We start from the raw sequence: 17,624 nt of genomic DNA, 5'->3' as shown, positions 1-17,624 counted from the left end.
CCACACCAAAGCCCTTTTACCCATAGACCTGTGCGAGCCCCACCGCGGGTCGTACTTGTAAGACTTTCGTACGCCTGCCGGCGCCCGAAACCCTTCGACTTTGCTTCCGTTCGCGACAAACACGGCGAACGGCGTATTCTAGTGGGAGCGGACATTCTTGACAGCACGTACAAGGCAATCGAATGAACAAGCAGACTGCTTGCTGACCAGCGGTTTTGAGGGCTGGCTTAGGCAATGCTGTTATTCGCTGGGTGCACACCGCGAAGGCAGGAATCGGCTGGGCTGTGAGGAGGTAATAGTTCAATAGAACGGCGTCATAATGTTGAGGTTAACGGCGCTTCTAATCGTAGTCCCCAAGGCTCATGCCACTCATCCGTCGCCATGAAGCATCAGTCTATCACAACCAATTCGCCAGCGAATCCCCCAAACGGCAAATTTGTGCCTCAGTAGGACTAGTGTTGGTAAAAGCACTTATGACTGCGCCAACCGCGTAGTTGCATTCCATGATCTATGCATCCGCTCGAAATTACTTCGACGGGTGGACATCATGAAATTCAACACGGCACGGCATCGTTTTATCGGGACATCCGTGGTGGCATTCGTTTCGGCATACTTGCCTACGGTCGCGTCAGCCAACGATACTGCGCCGGCAAAGTCTGCGTGGGAAGCAAACCGCACGATCGATGACAATGCCTCGGTCACCACCGGCGTTGCCAAGGCGCGCGATCCGCTGAACAGCGCCACGTCGACCAGCGCCATCAAGGATCGCGACTTCACCACGCTGGCGCCTGCCTCGCTGGCCGAACTGCTGCGCAACGCCCCCGGCATTCGCACTGAGGCAGGCACCGGCGTTGCCAACAACAGCTACACCGTGCGCGGCCTGCCGCTGATCAACGCGGGCGCCAAGTACCTCCAGCTGCAGGAAGACGGCCTGCCCGTTCTCGAATTCGGCGACTTCTTCGTTGCGCCATCCGACATCTTCATGCGCGTGGACCTCAACGTCGCGCAGGTTGAATCCATTCGTGGCGGTTCGGCTTCGACCTTTGCCTCGAACGCGCCGGGTGGCGTGATCAACCTTGTTTCAAAGACCGGAGAGGTCGATGGCGGCTCGATCCAGGCTTCGGCGGGTCTCGACTTCAGCAGCAATCGCCTCGATCTCGACTATGGCGGGCAACTGGGTGGTGGCTGGCGCTTCCACGTCGGCGGGTTTTACCGCCAGGGCGAAGGCCCGCGCCGCACCGGCTACAATGCCCTGCAAGGCGGGCAGGTCAAAGGCAACATCACGCGCCAGTTCGACAACGGCTACATCCGCTTCAATTTCAAGGTGCTGGACGACCAGTTCCCCTACTATTTCACTTTCCCGGTAGCGGTGAGCGGGACCAACGAGAACCCCAAGTTCGCCAATGTTCCGGGCTTTGACATCGTTTCGGATTCCGCGCAGTCGCGCTACATCACGACCCGCCTGGCCAACGGCTACAACGGCGCGATCGCCACGGACAACATGCACGACGACATGCGCGCCAAGTCCAAGAGCCTCGGCTTCGAAGGCCAGTTCACGCTTGGCGGATGGACTCTCACCGAACGCTTTCGCTATGCCGACAACTCCGCCGTCCTGCTGCAGGTCGTGCCGCTGGCCGTTGGCAGCGCTTCCGACCTTGCCGAAATGTTCACTGGCCAGCCCGGCAACGTCCTGACTTATGCCACCGGACCGAAGGCCGGATCGGTCATCGATCCCGCAACCGTGAACGGCAACGGCCTGCTGGCCGCCACCGGCCTGTACCGCGCGGGCGTCAACAGCATGCGCACGGTGACCAACGATTTCCGCGCCAGTCGCGTCTGGCAAATCGGCGGTGGCGCGCTGACGACAACCGCAGGCGTCTACAAGTCGCTGCAGGATCTCGATACCGCCGAGGGCATGTCGTCCGTCATCCAGGACGTGATCGGCAACGGGCAGTCCGCGCTGGTCGATATCACCCGCGCCGATGGCACCCTGGCCACGCAGCGCGGCGTCGTGGACTATGGCTTTCTGGGGCAGCCCGGCGTCTCGCGCTATGTCGACGTACGCTATGATATCACCGCGCCCTATGCCTCGTTCAACTTCCAGAAGGGCCGCTTCGCGCTGGGCGGATCGGTCCGCTACGATACGGGCAAGGTCCGCGGCACGGCAGTCGATGACCAGACGACCCGCGCGCAAGACGTCAACGGCGATGGCGTGATCGACCTCAACGGCCCGGAAGCGGCGGTGCCCTTCGTCGATCCGGCAATGGCATGGCCGGTCAGCTACAACTACCACTACGTGTCGTACTCGACCGGCCTGAATTACCGCTTGGCCGACGCCCTCTCGCTCTTCGCGCGCTACAGCCGTGGCGCCCGCGCGGGCGGTGACAGCGTAATCCTGTCCCCGGCGCTTGACCGCGCCACCGGCAGGCTTGCCGACCGCGAGGCCGCGTTCGATCCGGTGCGCCAGCTGGAAGGTGGCTTCAAGTACCGTTCCGGCGGGGTGATGGTCAATCTCACGGGATTCCAGGCGACCAGCAGCGAGACCAACTCGCAGATCTACAACGACGAGAACGGCAACCAGGTGTTCGGCGTGGTGCGCCGCTCGTACAAGACCTATGGTGCCGAACTCGAAACGCGCTTCCGCAGCGGGCCTTTCAGCCTTTCGGGCAATGCGACCGTGGTCGGCGGCAAGATCACCGCGGCGAACGATCCATCGGTTGTCGGCAAGAAGCCGCGCCACCAGGCCGCGCGGGTCTACAGCCTGACGCCGCAGTACGAGAACGACCTGTTCACCGTTGGCGTCAACATCCTAGGCCAGAGCTCCAGCTATTCGCAGGACGTGAACCTGCTGAAGATGCCAGGCTATACAACGGTAGGTGCGTTCCTGCAGGTCCGCCCCATCAACCGACTGGTGCTTGGCCTGAATGCCAGCAACCTGTTCAACACGATGGCATTCGTCGACATTGGTGATGCGACCATTCCGGCTTCAGGCGTGGCACTTGCTCGCACGCTTCCTGGCCGGACGGTTTCGGTATCGGCACGCGTGTTCTTCTGATGGCCTGCAGGGGCCCAAACGTTTGGGCCCCTGCCCATGCCAGCCCAGCTTTGCACGCAATCTCGCTGTGGAGCTTAAAGTGCGGTTATAACCGTTATGTTGAGGGTGCCACTTTGCGTGGTGCGATCGACAACTTTCGATGTGGGTCGACAAACCGAGCGCAGGATCCGAACGGCGTATTTTGGTCGTCAAACTGCCGTCAGTAGCCCACTCTTCACCCCTCCCCTTGATGATCGCTTCGCCCAAAGTCTGGCCGCGCATCGTCCTGGCCCATTTCAATGATGCCGCGGCGGATCGCGCGGGTGCGGGTAAAGTGGTCGTGCAGGGTATCGCCATCACCCTTGCGGATGGCCTTTTGCAACTCGGTCAGGTCTTCGGTGAAGCGCTGGAGCATTTCCAGCACGGCGTCGCGGTTGGTCAGGAACACGTCGCGCCACATCGTGGGGTCTGATGCGGCGATGCGAGTGAAATCGCGGAAGCCACCGGCGGAGTATTTGATGACTTCGCTCTGCGTGACCGCTTCAAGGTCGGACGCGGTGCCGACGATGGTATAGGCGATGAGGTGCGGCAGGTGGCTGGTGACGGCCAGCACCTTGTCGTGATGGTCGGCGTCCATCATCTCTACCCGCGCGCCCAGCGCTTCCCAGAAGGCGACGAGGCGGGCGGTCAGCGCCGGATCGGCATCGGCAGGCGGCGTGACGATGCACCAGCGGTTGCGGAACAGCGTGGCAAAGCCCGCATCCGGCCCGCTGCGCTCTGTCCCCGCAACCGGGTGCGCCGGGATCACATGGTGGCCGGGCAGCGCCTCTGCCAGCGCGGCGGCGACGGTCGCCTTGGACGAGCCGACATCGCTGACCAGCGCATCCTTTGAAAGCCCCGGCGCGATGGCGCGGGCGGCATCGCCCATTGCGCCGACGGGCACGCAGAACACCACGAGGTCCGAACCGAGCGCGGCCTCTTCCGCCTGATCCGCAATGCGATGGGCGAGGCCAAGATCGCGCGCGGCATCGCGCACCGCAGGATCGGCATCATAGCCGACCACCGTCACGCCGGGCAGGCAAGCCTGCACCGCATGACCGATCGACCCACCCAGCAGGCCAAGGCCAACGATGGTGATCTGGGTAAACGGAGACTCGCTCACTTCGCAGCCTCGCACATGGTGCGGATAGCAGCGGCGATCTCGTCCATCTGCTCTGCGGTGCCGATGGTGATGCGCAGAGCCTGCGGCAGGCCCTGCCCCGGCAGCCAGCGGGTGATGTAGCCGTGGTCCATCAGGCCGGTGTAGACATCCTCTGCGGTCACCTTGCCTTCGAACAGGATCAGCACGAAGTTTGCTTGGCTCGGCAAGGGGCGCACGCCGTGGTTGCCCAGCGCCTCCAGCTTTTCAACGAAGCGCGCGCGTTCCTGCGCGTTATGGCTGCGCGATGCTTCGACGAAAGCCTGATCCTGCACGGCGGCGAGGCCTGCGGCCTGCCCGGTGAGCGAAATGTTGAACGGGCCGCGAATGCGGTTGAGCATGTCGACCACGGCGGGGTGCGCGGTGCCCCAGCCAATGCGTTCTCCGGCAAGGCCATAGATCTTCGAGAACGTGCGCGTGGCGAGCACGTTCGGCGCGGACGTGGCAAGGCTCAGCGCGCCGTCATCCAGCGCGGGATCGACGTATTCGGCATAGGCGCCATCCAGCACCAGCAGAATGTCGGGGCGCAGACCTGCATGGAGCCGCGCGATCTCGACACGCGGAAGCCAGCTACCGGTGGGATTGTTGGGATTGGCGAGGAACACCACGCGGGTCCGCTCGGTCACGCAAGCCAGCAGCGCATCAACATCAGTGCCGTAATCGGCGTCGGGCGCGACCACTGGCACCGCACCGCAACGGCGCGCGGCGATATCGTAGACCGAAAAGCCATAGCGCACGTAGAGCACTTCATCGCCCGGCCCGGCATAGGCCTGTGCGGCGAGGTTGAGCAGCTCGTCCGACCCGGTCCCCATCACCACGCGCGCCGGATCAAGACCGTGGACCTGCGCAATGGCGGCGCGCAATGCCTTGCTATCGGGATCGGGATAGCGCGCTGGATCGCCCGCATGAACTCGTGCTTCGAGCGCGGCGGCGCTGGTGCCGAGCGGGTTCTCGTTGGCGGAGAGCTTGGTCAGCACCTGCCCGTCCTTGCCGGTCGACTTGCCGGGGACATAGGCGTGAATGCCGAGGATCCAGTCCTTAGGCTTTGGAGCAGGGGTTTGGGGAGCGTTTGCCATAATGCCTCGCGCCTTAGTGTTTGCGCAGGTTCCCGGCAAGCGAACCGCCTCTCACGAGCAAAAAAAGGGCCAGAAGCGGGCTAGCGCTTCCGGCCTTAGTCTGTTCGCAGGAGGAACAAGGTTTGGCGGGGTGGGAAGATGAGAGGGAGAGGATCTGGTTCCGCCCATCCCGCCAATTCGGTAAAATCAGTAGTTGTAAGCGCGTTCGCCGTGTTCACCGAGGTCGAGGCCTTCGCGTTCGACTTCTTCGGTGACCCGCAGACCGGTTACGGCCTTGGCGACATACATTGCGATTACGGTGGCAATGGCGGCCCAACCGATGGTGGTGGCGACAGCCATCACTTGCACGACCAGCTTCGCGCCCATTTCATAGTCCTCGGCGCCGGGGCCACCGAGCGACGGTGCATAGACCACTGCGGTACCGATAGCGCCGATGATGCCGCCCACACCGTGGATGCCGAATGCGTCGAGCGCATCGTCATAACCCAGCTTGGGCTTCACAATGGTCACCATGTAGAAGCAGACAATCGAGGCGATGGCACCGAGGACGATTGCGCCGAACGGACCGGAGTTACCGGCAGCAGGCGTGACAGCGACCAGACCGGCGATGATGCCGGAGCAGAAGCCGAGAGCCGAACCCTTGTGACCCGAAGCGCGTTCTGCAAGCATCCAGAACAGACCGGCAGACGCGGTGGCGACGAAAGTGTTGATCATGGCAAGCGCAGCCGAACCGTTGGCTTCGAGCGCGGAACCGGCGTTGAAGCCGAACCAGCCCACCCACAGCAGACCCGTGCCGATGCTGGTCATGGTCAGCGAGTGCGGTGCCATGATTTCCTTCTGGAAACCGATACGCTTGCCAAGGATGAGGCAGGCCACCAAAGCCGAGACACCAGCGTTGATGTGCACAACCGTACCGCCGGCGAAGTCAAGCGCGCCCATGTCGAAGAACAGACCGCCTGCAGCCCAGACCATGTGTGCGATCGGGAAGTAGGACAGCGTCAGCCAAACTGCAGCGAAAACCATGATCGCCGAAAACTTCATGCGCTCAACCACCGAACCCAGCACCAGTGCCACGGTGATCGCGGCGAAGGTCATCTGGAAGCAGATGAACACATATTCGGGAATTTCCACGCCAGCAGTGAACGTCGCGGCCTGGCTCGAAGCGTCGACACCCGAGAGGAAGAACTTGCCCCAGCTGATGAAGGCGTTGCCTTCGGGGCCGAATGCGAGGCCATAGCCGAACATCACCCACATCAGCATCGCAAGGCACGCGACCGCGCCGATCTGCGTCATGGTGGCGATCATGTTCTTCGTGCGGGTCAGACCGCCGTAGAACAACGCGAGGCCGGGAAGGATCATCATCAGAACGAGGATGGTCGAGACCATCATCCAGGCGGTATCGCCCTTATCGACGGTGGCGGCAGGCGCCGCCTCCTGTGCAAAAGCAGCCGTAGCGGCGAAGAGCGAAGCGCCCGTTCCCGCCAAGCCACCGATCATCTTACGGATCATGTTGGTTCCCCTAAGGTCGGAAATGGAAGGCGCGCTCACAGCGCGGTATCCCCGGTTTCGCCAGTGCGGATACGGGTCGCCGATGCGAGATCGAGGACGAACACTTTGCCATCGCCGATGGCTTCGGTGCTGGCGGCCTGCTGGATCGTTTCCACGATCTGCGGCGCGAGATCGTCGCTCGCGGCGATTTCGATCTTCACCTTCGGCAGCATGTTGGTCGAGTATTCGGCGCCACGGTAGATTTCGGTCTGGCCCTTCTGCCGACCAAAGCCCTTCACCTCCGACACCGTCATCCCAGCAACGCCCAGCGCCGAAAGCGCTTCACGCACTTCGTCGAGCTTGAACGGCTTGATGATGGCGATGATGAACTTCATTCATGCCCCCTTCTTTTGCCCACACACACCGGGCGACCCGCCGGCGGAATTGTTAAAGCAAGGGGTGTGCCAAATCCGAAAGGTTACGGATTCCGCCATTTACGGGAACAGAATTGCTCGTCTGACGGTTATGTCCGCCCGAATCTTGTGCATGACATGCACGCTGCCTATTTTTTGAGCAGCGAAGCGTGCCTCAAATCAGGGCAGGACCAGCGTGGCCCAAACCGGCAGATGATCCGATCCAATGGCTGCCAGCGGGCTGTGATGCACGCCCATCGCTTCAACATCGACACCATCGCTCACCACGATGCGGTCGAGCTGTGCCAGCGGACGCCGCGCGGGAAAGCTGCGCCCCGGCGCAAGAACACGCAACGGCGCAGCAAAAGCGGCCAGCGCACCGCCAGTGGCGGACCATTCGTTGAGATCGCCCATCATCACCGCGTGGCCCGGCGCATCGTACCCCGAAAGATGACCGCAGACCGCGGCAACCTGCTGGCGGCGGCGCAGGCCCGACAGATCAAGGTGCATCCCGATGACGCGCACCAGCGCATCACCCACCCGCAAGGTGGCGCATACTGCGCCGCGCGGCTCAAGCGTGGGCAGCGGCACGGGGCAGGCATCGACAACTTCGATTCCCCGCCGCACCAGCAGCGCATTGCCATGCCAGCCCATGCTGGATGCGGTACGGGCACGATCATAGTGCCCCGGTTCAATGGCCCTCCACGGGCTGTGATCGTCCAGCATGGCACGCGGAATAACTGCTTCGCGCAGGCCAAAGCGGCGGTCGGCCTCCTGCAACGCAATCACGTCGGCATCGACTTCGCGCAATACCGTCAGGATACGATCAGGATCGCGCCGACGATCCAGCCCCACACCCTTGTGAATATTGTAGCTGGCGACTTTCAGCTTCATCGCTGCGTTCAGAGAAAGTCCTTTAGCGTGGCGATGAACTTGTCGAACTGGTCGTGATGGAGCCAGTGCCCGGCATCGGCAAATTCGATCACGTCGGCATTGCGGAAATGCTGCGCCATGCCGTTTCGTTCCGGGTTGCCCGCCCACGAATCCGCCCCGTTAAGCAGAAGCGTGGGGCACGTGATCGCCTTCCACAACTCGTCACGCTGTTCGACGCTGATATCATAAGGCGCGCCATCGACATTCAGGTGCGGGTCGAACTTCCAGCTAAACGTGCCATCTTCGTTGCGGTTGATGCCGTGCAGCGTCAGGTGGCGCGCCTGCACATCGGTGAGATAGGGGTTTTCCCCCTTCATGCGCGCATAGGCGTCTTCCAGCGTCGGGTAGCGGCGCGGCAGGCGGCCAGCCGCCTTGCGCTTTTCCCCGATGAATTCGCGCACGCGACGAGCGAACGGAACGTTCTTCATCAGCGCCTCGCGCTCCGGCGTCGGGAACAGGCCCTCGATCGCCACAATCTTGCGCACGTTTTCGGGAAACAGCCCGGCATAGCGCAGGCTGGTGTTGGCTCCCCACGAATGCGAAACGATGGTGACGGGCGCCAGATCGAGCTGGTGGATAAGCTGCGCCACGTCATAGACCAGATCCATCGTGCGATAGTTGCCATCAGCGGTCCACTGGCTGTCGCCGTGGCCACGGTGGTCCATCGCAATGATATGCCAATCCTCGCGCAGGGCTTCGGCGGTCCAGTCCCACGACCGGCAATGGTCGCGCCCGCCGTGGATCAGCAGCAGCGGCGGCTTGTCGGCATTGCCCCAGTCCACATAGTGAAGCCGCAGGCGTTGCGAGATGAAGGTGTTCGATGTCGGGCCGAGAAGTTGCATGGCAGGCTAACTGCGCCCGATGCCCGCCGGTTTCAACCCCGCAACCTTACCTTTCCTTGGTTGCGGAGAACGTCAGGTCAGGGTTGCGCTCTTGCTGGTAGCCAACGTCCCACGCAGACCGGGCCATGAACACCGGATCACCATCGCGGTCCTTGGCAAGGTTCGACACGTTGAAATCTGCGAACGATTTCAACGCCGCATCGCTTCCCTTGATCCACCGCGCAGTATCGAAAGGCGATGGTTCAAGCATGGCCTCGACCTTGTATTCCGCCTCAAGCCGCGAAACGAGCACGTCGAGTTGAAGCTGGCCGACCACGCCGACGATCCATTGTGAACCGATTTCAGGATAGAACACCTGAATCACGCCCTCTTCGGACAGATCATCCAGCGCCTTGCGCAGCTGCTTGGTCTTGGTCGGGTCTTTCAGCACCACGCGGCGCAGGATTTCCGGCGCGAAGTTGGGCAGGCCGGTGAAGCGCAGGTCGTTCTTTTCCGAAAGCGTATCGCCCACCCGCAGCGTCCCGTGATTGGGGATGCCGATGATGTCGCCCGCTTCGGCCGTATCGGCAATTTCGCGGTCCTGCGCGAAGAACAGGATGGGCGAATGCACCGCAATCGGCTTGCCCAGCCCCGAAGGCGTCAGCTTCATGCCGCGTTTGAACGTGCCCGAAACCATGCGCATGAACGCGATTCGATCGCGGTGCTGCGGGTCCATATTGGCCTGCACCTTGAAGATGAAGCCGGTCACGTCGGCGCGCTCCGGGTCAACCGTGCCTTCGCTTGACGATTGCGGACGCGGCGGCGGAGCGAATCGCGCAATGGCGTCGATCAGTTCGGCCACGCCGAAGTTCTTGAGCGCCGATCCGAAATAGACCGGCGTCAGATCGCCGTGACGATAGGCCTCGATATCGAATTCAGGATATCCCGCGCGCGCCAGTTCGATCTCTTCAGCAATGTCTTCGGGGATATCATTGGCCGGTTCGCGTTTGCCCAGAAACTCGCGGCTATCGCCCTCTGGCCGTGCGATGGTTTCGTCGGCAAAGTTCATCACGCCCTGAAAAATGCCACCCATTCCGATGGGCCAGGACATCGGCACCACATCCAGCGCCAGCGCATCTGCCACTTCATCGAGCGTTTCGAACACCAAGCGGCCTTCGCGGTCCACCTTGTTGACGAACGTGATGATGGGGACGGAGCGCATCCGGCACACTTCGAACAGCTTGCGCGTCTGCGGCTCGATGCCTTTGGCCGCATCGATCACCATGATCGCGGAATCGACCGCGGTCAGCGTGCGGTAGGTGTCTTCAGAAAAGTCCTCGTGCCCCGGCGTATCCAGCAGGTTGAAGACAACGCCATCCTTCTGGAACGTCATTACAGAGGACGTGACCGAAATCCCGCGCTGCTGTTCGATCTTCATCCAGTCTGACCGCGCGCGCCGCGCAGCGCCGCGCGCCTTTACCTCGCCCGCAAGGTGGATTGCCCCACCTTGCAGCAGCAGCTTTTCGGTCAGGGTGGTCTTGCCCGCGTCAGGGTGCGAGATGATGGCGAAGGTGCGGCGATTGGACATGGGGTGCGCGGTTAGCGCGGGTTTACGGTCACGTCCATGCGGAAGCTGCGGCTCTGGCCCGGTTCGAGCAGAACCACCCCGGGTTTTTCGCGAAAGTCTCCGGCAAAGCCTTCGGGATCAGCGTGCCCTTGCCACGGCTCGATGCAGATGTAACGCGCGCCCGCCTTCTGCCACAGGCCCAACGAAGGCGTATCGGGAAAGGCGATGTCGAGCCATGCCCCGCCATCAGCCCCATAAGACAGCGAATGGCTGTTCAGGTGGTCCCAGATCACCGCATTGGCCTTGAACAGCTCTTCGCGCAGGGTCAGTTCGCGGCCGTCAACCGGTGTCGCTGCCGGTTCGGCCAGCAGCAGCCCCGTTTCTTCGCGCAGGCGGCGCACCGGCTGCGGCTCGTCGGCCTCAAACACCAGCTTGTGCGCAGCCTTGGCCACACCACCGGGCAGCGGCCATGCGAAAGCCGGATGATAGCCAAAGCTGAACGGCAGCGGCACCGCCCCGGTATTGCGCACCGTAGCCATCATCGCCAGCGTCATCCCATCGATGCGGAACGCCATGTCCAGTTCGAACAGGAAGGGATAGTTGGCGCGCGTCTCAACGCTGTCGGTCAGCCGAAAGACGATGCGGTCTGCGCCCCGCTCCACCGGCGTGAACAGGCTTACGCGCGCAAACCCATGCCGGGGCTGCGCATATTCGCGCCCGTCGATCCGCAGGCGGTCCCCCGCAACCGATCCGATGATCGGAAACAGCAGCGGCGCATGGCCCGTCCAGAACGCCGGATCGGCGTCGGTCATATATTCGCGGCCTCGCGCATCGATCAGCGACCAAAGCTCTGCGCCATGCGGATTGATCCGCGCGGTCAGGCCTTCGCCAGTGATCGATACGAGGCTGTCTGTCATCCCCGCAACGTGCCGCCCTGCTTGGCTGCTGCGGCAACCACCTTATCGGCAATCGCCTTCAACGCGGCTTCATCGAACGACTTTTCGGTGGGTTGGAGCGTGACTTCCACGGCAAGGCTCTTCTGCCCTTCGGGCACGCCCTGCCCCCGGAAATCGTCAAACACCCGCGCGGCGGTGATCGCCTGCTTGTCTGCGCCCTTTACCGCGCGCAGGATATCGCCCGCAGGAACCGAGGCATCCACAAGGAACGCAAAGTCGCGCGTAACCGCCTGCAATGCGGGCGGGGCAAAGTGCGGACGGGCAAAGGTGCCTGCGCCCTTCTTCGCCGGAATGCGATCAAGGAACAGTTCGACCACGGCAACCGGCGCATCCAGATCGAAAGCCTTGGCCGTGGCGGGATGCAACATGCCAAAGCGCGCCAGAACCTGCTTGGGGCCAAGCCGCAGCGTGGCCGACTGGCCGGGGTGGAACTGCGCGCCAGCCTCACCCATGATTTGCAGATTATCGACCGGCGCACCGGCTTCGGCCAGCAGCGCCAGCGCTTCGGCCTTGGCGTCGAAAGCGTCGAACGATCGTGCCTTGCCATTCGCCCAGCCACGCGCCGTGCGCTCGCCCGCCAGCACCACGGCAAGGCTCAGCTTTTCATCGCTCGCGCCCCCGGCGCCGCGCAGATAGCGACGGCCCAGTTCGAACAGGCGGACCGAAGCGGCACCGCGATGCAGGTTGCGCTGCGCCGCCGAAAGCAGTCCCGGCAAAAGCGAAGGACGCATGACCTTCAGGTCTTCCGAGATCGGGTTGGCAAGGCTCCACAAGTCCTCGCCATCGGCGAAGTGCGCCGCTTGGGATTCAGGCAGGAACGACCACGTGACCGCTTCGTGCAATCCCCGCGCCGCAGTGGCACGGCGGACGCGGCGTTCCAGCATCTGCACCGTGGTCGCGGTGGGCTTGGCCACCCCATCGGCGCGGGGCAGCGGCGTCGATGGCACCGCATCGAGGCCATGAACGCGGATCACTTCTTCCACGATATCCGGCGCGCCATCCACGTCTGGCCGCCATGTCGGCACCGTCACGGTCCAGTGGCTCGCCAACTCCTCGGCCACGTCAAAGCCCAGCGCGGCCAGAATGCGCTTCTGTTCGCCATTGGCCACGTCGATCCCGCCAAGGCTTCCGGCCAACGCCGGATCATAGGCCACGCTCTTGCGCGCCAGCGGCGGCGTGCCTGCACGGACCACTTCGCTCGCCTCGCCACCGCAGATGTCGATGATCAGGCTGGTCAGGATATCCATGCCGGTATCGAGGAACGCCGGGTCCACCCCGCGTTCAAAGCGCCCACGCGCGTCCGATGCCAGCGCCAGCGCCTGCCCGGTGCGGGCGATCTGCGCAGGGTTGAAATAGGCCACTTCCAGCAGAACGTCGGTCGTATTGTCTGCGCAGCCCGAATGTCCGCCGCCCATGATCCCGGCAATGTCGTGAACGCCTGCATCGTCGGCAATCACGGTCATCCACGGCTCAAGCGCGTATTCCTTGCCGTTCAGCGCAAGGCAGGTTTCACCCTCGCGCGCCTTGCGGGCGACGACGGCACCGTTCAACTTTGCCAGATCATAGGCGTGGGCCGGGCGGCCATAGCCGAGCATGACGAAGTTGGTGATATCCACCAGCGCCGAAATCGGGCGCTGCCCTGCGCTTTTCAGGTAGTCCTGTAACCACTTCGGGCTGGGACCGTTCTTCACGCCGCGAACTACGCAACCATAAAAGGCCGGGCACCCTTCGGCATCATCGGTGCGCACTTCTACCGGGCAGGGGAAACTGCCCGCAACCGGGGCCGCAGCAATGGGCTTCAACACGCCAAGGCCTGCTGCGGCCAGATCGCGGGCAATGCCGTAAACGCCCATGCAATCGGGCCGGTTGGGCGTGATCGCCACATCGAACACGGGGTCCGATCCGATGTAATCGGCAAAGCTGGTGCCGATGGGCGCATCTTCGGGCAGTTCGATGATGCCGTCGTGATCTTCGCCCAGGCACAGTTCGCGCGTGGAACACATCATGCCGTTGGATTCGACGCCACGGATCGCGGACTTGCGCAGTTCCATGCCATTGGCAGGCACCACGCCGCCGGGCAGACCCAGCACGCCGACAAGACCTGCGCGCGCGTTTGGCGCGCCGCAAACCACTTGGAGCGGCGTGCCATCACCCAGATCGACCGACAGCACCTGAAGCTTGTCTGCCTGCGGATGCTTTTCCGCCGTCAGCACGCGCGCGACGCGGAATTTGGTCAATGCAGCCGAGGCGTCTTCGACGCTTTCGATTTCCAACCCCAACGAGGTCAGCTTTTCGGCGATCAGCTTTGCATCGGCCTTGGTATCGAGGACCGACTGCAACCACGAGAGCGAGAACTTCACGACCGTACTCCAACACCGCCTGAAAGGGTCGGCACGTCAAGCGCGCCGAAACCATAGTGGCCCAGCCACCGCGCATCGCCATCGAAGAAGGCGCGCAGATCGTCCATGCCGTATTTCAGCATTGCCAGACGGTCCACGCCGGTGCCGAAGGCAAAGCCCTGCCATTCATCGGGATCAAGCCCGCCGAATTCGATGACCTTGCGATTGACCATGCCGCTGCCCAGCACTTCCATCCAGCCACCGTTCTCGGCATCGCCGCTGCCGCCGACCACGCGCTTGCCGTTGATGAGGGTGTAGCCCACGTCGACTTCCACCGATGGTTCGGTGAACGGAAAATAGCTGGGTCGCAGGCGCAGCACGATATCGTCACGCTCGAAAAACGCCTTCAGGAAGGTTTCCAGCGTCCATTTCAGATGGCCAAGATGAATGCCCTTGTCGATCACCAGACCTTCGATCTGGTGGAACATCGGCGTATGCGTGGCGTCCGAATCCGAACGATAGACGCGGCCCGGCGCGATGATCCGCAGCGGCGCGCCTTCGGCCAGCATCGTGCGGATCTGCACCGGCGATGTGTGCGTGCGCAGCAGCATCGAACGGCCTTCGGCGTCCTTGTCCGGGAAGTAGAAGGTATCGTGCATCGCGCGCGCCGGGTGCGTTTCGGGCATGTTGAGCGCGGTGAAGTTGTGCCAGTCGTCTTCGATCTCTGGCCCGCTGGCCACGGCAAAGCCCATGTCCGCAAAGATTTCGGCCAGTTCGTCCATGACCTGCGATACCGGATGCACCGAACCGCGCGGGGCATCGGGCGCGGGCAGCGAGAGGTCGATCGTTTCGGCAGCAAGACGCGCGTCGAGCGCAGCGCTTTCCAGCTTGGTTTTGCGGTCGGCCAGTGCGGCGGTCACCGCTTCGCGCGCGGCGTGGATTTTCGGCCCTTCGCTCTGGCGCTGGTCGGGCGTCATGCCGCCCAATGATTTCAGCAGCGCGCTGACCCATCCCTGTTTGCCAAGAGCGGAAACGCGGATCGCCTCCACCGCTTCGGGCGTGGCCGCTGCTGCAATGGCGCCGAGCGTTTCGGCCTGCTGTTGATCAAGCTGTTCCATGCGCGCAGCCGCTACCCGCAAATGCGCGAGAATCAAAGTGGGGAGTTACGGCCTTGTCGGCGCGTGGAGCGCCTGCACGGCACTGCCCATGAACTCCTGGCGGGCGCGCATCACTTCCGAAAGGATAGGCTTTGGCGTCGCCGCGTATTCACTCGGACTCATGCCCATGAATCTGTGGAAGTCGCGCACGAACTGCGCCTGATCGTGATAGTGGCTGTCGATCGCGCCGATCCAGTGCAGTGACGGGTCCAGCATATATTGCACCAGGCTGCGCATGAAGCGCTGGCGGCGCAGCAGCAGGCGCGGCGGAAAACCGAAGTGACGGCGGCACAAGCGCTCCAGCGTATGTGCTGGAACGTGCGCGGCTTCGGCCATTTCGGCCACGGTTGCGATCTCGGTATCCAGCAGCGCGGCGTGGCAAGCCAGAATGCGCGGATCGTCGGGTTCGTGCCCTGCGGCAAGCGCATCAAGGAAGAATCCCGTTATTCGTGCGAGTTCTTCGGCCTCATTTGGCTCGGGACCGAAAACTGAAGCTGCAAGCGGACGAAAGCTGGCCAAGAAGGGCTGCTCTGCCACGGCATATATGTGATCGGCATGAACATTTGCCGCCTGCTTCACAAAGCGCGCCCAACCCAACGGCAGGATGCCCACGCCCCAGGTTCGCGTCGTCCCAACCGTAAACCGAAGCGCTGTGCTGGTTGGCCCGGTAAAGTTTGACGCACTTCCGCGCAACGGAGCCTGACCCGGCATTTGTGAATCGGGCGTATCGCCTCTGAAAAAGCGCAAGTTGCCCCATTCGGGGTGAAGGTGGTCGATCACCCGCGCGCCATTGGCGACCGAAATCTCGGTCAGATAAAAGGTCGTGAAATAGGGCGTCAGCCCCGCTGGCGGGGAATGGAATCGAACCCGGACTGTGCAGTCCCCGCTCGTCAAGTTGTGCGCGCCCCGATCTTTGTTTTGCAAACCTGTCCATCCCACAGTGCATCGCGCTTGCACGAGTCGCAACGAAAAAGGGGCGGATTTCCGAAGAAACCCGCCCCCTTTTCAGGTGCAAGGAGTGCAACCGCCTTAGGCGGGAAGCGCTGCCTTGGCTTGTGCGATCACCGCGGTGAAGATCGCGCCCTCATTCATGGCGAGGTCGGCCATCGTCTTGCGGTCCAGTTCCAGCCCGGCCAGCTTGGTGCCGTGGATGAACTGCGAATAGGTGAGGCCTTCGGCGCGGACAGCGGCGTTGATGCGCTGAATCCACAGGGCGCGGAAGCTGCGCTTCTTAACCTTGCGGTCGCGATAGGCATACTGGCCGGCCTTTTCGACGGCCTGACGGGCAACGCGAATGGTATTCTTGCGACGGCCACGATAGCCCTTCGCCTGATCCAAAATCCGCTTGTGCTTGGCTTTGGTGGTTACACCACGCTTGATACGGCTCATAGTTCAGCGCTCCTCAGTTCAGCCCGTAGGGCGCCCACTTCTTGATCACCTTTGCGTCTGCATCGGAGATCACGTCAGTGCCGCGGTTCTGGCGGATGTACTTGGCGTTGTGGCTGATCAGGCGGTGGCGCTTGCCGGCAACGCCGTGCTTCACCTTGCCGGTGGCGGTGAGCTTGAAGCGCTTCTTCACGCCGCTCTTCGTCTTCATCTTGGGCATTTTCGTCTCCTGATTGCGACGCGTCCGATCTGCCTTGGCAGCCCTTGTGGCCAGGCCGATCATCGAATCCGTGTCGGTTGAAGGTGGGCCGTTAGGGGAAGCCAGCCCGGAATGCAAGGATCATCGCCCGATGTCGGTCAGATCATAAGGCGTGGTCTGGTAGACCTCGTTGACCCAATTGCCATACAGCAGGTGGCCGTGGCCGCGCCACGAGTTGGCGGGCACGCCTTGCGGATCGTCTCCGGGGAAATAATGGCGCGGTAGATACCCTGCCTCGTCACGCGCATATTCGCCCGCCAGCGTCAGCGTATCGTATTCAAGATGGTTGAACATGTGCAGCGTCCGCGTGGCGGGATCGTCGATCAAGCACAGGCCAGTTTCGGCGCTGTCTGCCAGCACGGACAGCCCCCGCCCTTCGGGCAGGTCTTCCCGGCGGACCTCGCTCCAGCGCGAAACAGGAACATCGAACACATCGGGAAGCCCGCGCATCCACGGACTGGCGGGTGCGTGGTTGATATGACGGAACACACCCGAAGCCTTGGTGGGGAGCAGATGCTTTTCCACACCATGAAAGTGGTGCAGCGCCGCCATCGCGCCCCAGCACACCGAAAGCGTGCGATGGGCGTTGGTCTGCGACCAGTCGAAGATGCGGCGCAGTTCGTCCCAGTAAGCCACTTCGTCGAACGGAATCGTTTCGACCGGCGCGCCGGTGACGATCAGGCCATCGAACTTTTCGGCCTTAACGTCTTCCCACGGACGATAGAAGGCAGAGATATGCCCCGCCGAAGTGTTCTTGCTGACGTGATCGGAAATGCGGACCAGTTCCAGTTCGACCTGCAACGGCGTTGCCCCCAGCAGGCGCGCGATCTGCGTTTCGGTGGTGATCTTGTCTGGCATCAGATTGAGCAAGGCGATGCGCATCGGACGAATGTCCTGCCGCGCCGCCTCCGTCTCGCTCATCACGATCACGCCTTCGGCTTCGAGCGTGCGGCGGGCGGGGAGATTGTCGGCAATCCTGATCGGCACTGTCTTTACG

General features: G+C 62.6%; 15 protein-coding genes. 1 reads left to right on the top strand and 14 read right to left on the bottom strand.

Going from position 1 to position 17,624, the window contains the following annotated elements; genetic code table 11:
* The first annotated feature begins 547 nt into the window (after positions 1-547).
* The gene (locus HGI47_RS20480) at positions 548-3,055 is read left to right on the top strand and encodes a TonB-dependent receptor domain-containing protein (RefSeq protein WP_168854636.1); all 2,508 of its coding nucleotides are present in this window, start codon (positions 548-550) and stop codon (positions 3,053-3,055) included.
* 214 nt (positions 3,056-3,269) lie between these two features.
* Here HGI47_RS20480 and HGI47_RS20475 read toward each other — a convergent pair whose 3' ends face one another.
* From HGI47_RS20475 to metA, 14 genes are all read right to left on the bottom strand, one after another.
* On the bottom strand, positions 3,270-4,196 hold the full coding sequence (locus HGI47_RS20475) for a prephenate/arogenate dehydrogenase family protein (RefSeq protein WP_168854635.1): 927 nt from the start codon (positions 4,194-4,196) through the stop codon (positions 3,270-3,272).
* A complete protein-coding gene (hisC, locus tag HGI47_RS20470; RefSeq protein WP_168854634.1) occupies positions 4,193-5,308 on the bottom strand; it encodes a histidinol-phosphate transaminase in 1,116 nt (371 codons plus the stop codon). The genes HGI47_RS20475 and hisC overlap by 4 nt, the downstream gene beginning before the upstream one ends.
* A 186-nt stretch (positions 5,309-5,494) precedes the next feature.
* Positions 5,495-6,817 carry an ammonium transporter gene (locus tag HGI47_RS20465; RefSeq protein ID WP_168854633.1) on the bottom strand — a complete coding sequence of 441 codons (1,323 nt, stop codon included), beginning with the start codon at positions 6,815-6,817 and terminating at the stop codon, positions 5,495-5,497.
* A 35-nt stretch (positions 6,818-6,852) separates the two neighbouring features.
* A complete protein-coding gene (locus HGI47_RS20460) occupies positions 6,853-7,191 on the bottom strand; it encodes a P-II family nitrogen regulator (protein ID WP_054107869.1) in 339 nt (112 codons plus the stop codon).
* Positions 7,192-7,389: 198 nt separating this feature from the next.
* On the bottom strand, positions 7,390-8,103 hold the full coding sequence (locus tag HGI47_RS20455; protein WP_168854632.1) for an endonuclease/exonuclease/phosphatase family protein: 714 nt from the start codon (positions 8,101-8,103) through the stop codon (positions 7,390-7,392).
* Positions 8,104-8,111: 8 nt separating this feature from the next.
* Complete coding sequence (locus HGI47_RS20450; protein ID WP_168854631.1) at positions 8,112-8,984, bottom strand: alpha/beta fold hydrolase; 873 nt, start codon at positions 8,982-8,984, stop codon at positions 8,112-8,114.
* A 46-nt stretch (positions 8,985-9,030) separates the two neighbouring features.
* Positions 9,031-10,551 (bottom strand): peptide chain release factor 3, encoded by a 1,521-nt coding sequence (locus HGI47_RS20445; protein WP_168854630.1) that lies wholly within the window; start codon positions 10,549-10,551, stop codon positions 9,031-9,033.
* A gap of 11 nt (positions 10,552-10,562) precedes the next feature.
* The gene (locus HGI47_RS20440) at positions 10,563-11,447 is read right to left on the bottom strand and encodes an aldose 1-epimerase family protein (protein WP_168854629.1); all 885 of its coding nucleotides are present in this window, start codon (positions 11,445-11,447) and stop codon (positions 10,563-10,565) included.
* Positions 11,444-13,846, bottom strand: a complete 2,403-nt coding sequence (gene pheT / locus HGI47_RS20435; protein ID WP_168854628.1) for a phenylalanine--tRNA ligase subunit beta — start codon at positions 13,844-13,846, stop codon at positions 11,444-11,446. Before pheT ends, HGI47_RS20440 begins: the two co-directional genes overlap by 4 nt.
* On the bottom strand, positions 13,843-14,943 hold the full coding sequence (gene pheS / locus HGI47_RS20430; protein ID WP_168854627.1) for a phenylalanine--tRNA ligase subunit alpha: 1,101 nt from the start codon (positions 14,941-14,943) through the stop codon (positions 13,843-13,845). The genes pheT and pheS overlap by 4 nt, the downstream gene beginning before the upstream one ends.
* A 45-nt stretch (positions 14,944-14,988) precedes the next feature.
* Positions 14,989-15,876: an AraC family transcriptional regulator gene (locus HGI47_RS20425; protein ID WP_168854626.1), complete on the bottom strand. Its 888-nt coding sequence runs from the start codon at positions 15,874-15,876 to the stop codon at positions 14,989-14,991.
* A gap of 135 nt (positions 15,877-16,011) precedes the next feature.
* Entirely contained in the window at positions 16,012-16,371 is a 360-nt protein-coding gene (rplT, locus tag HGI47_RS20420; protein ID WP_168854625.1) for a 50S ribosomal protein L20, read from the bottom strand.
* Between the two features lie 13 nt (positions 16,372-16,384).
* Entirely contained in the window at positions 16,385-16,588 is a 204-nt protein-coding gene (gene rpmI / locus HGI47_RS20415; protein ID WP_039333769.1) for a 50S ribosomal protein L35, read from the bottom strand.
* A gap of 120 nt (positions 16,589-16,708) precedes the next feature.
* Entirely contained in the window at positions 16,709-17,614 is a 906-nt protein-coding gene (metA, locus tag HGI47_RS20410; RefSeq protein ID WP_168854624.1) for a homoserine O-succinyltransferase, read from the bottom strand.
* Positions 17,615-17,624: the final 10 nt, after the last annotated feature.

It is taken from the genome of Novosphingobium sp. ERN07, from assembly GCF_012641335.1.
Lineage (GTDB): Bacteria > Pseudomonadota > Alphaproteobacteria > Sphingomonadales > Sphingomonadaceae > Novosphingobium.
The sequence above is the reverse complement of the archived record's forward strand: the minus strand, read 5'-3'. Positions and strand labels throughout refer to the sequence as shown.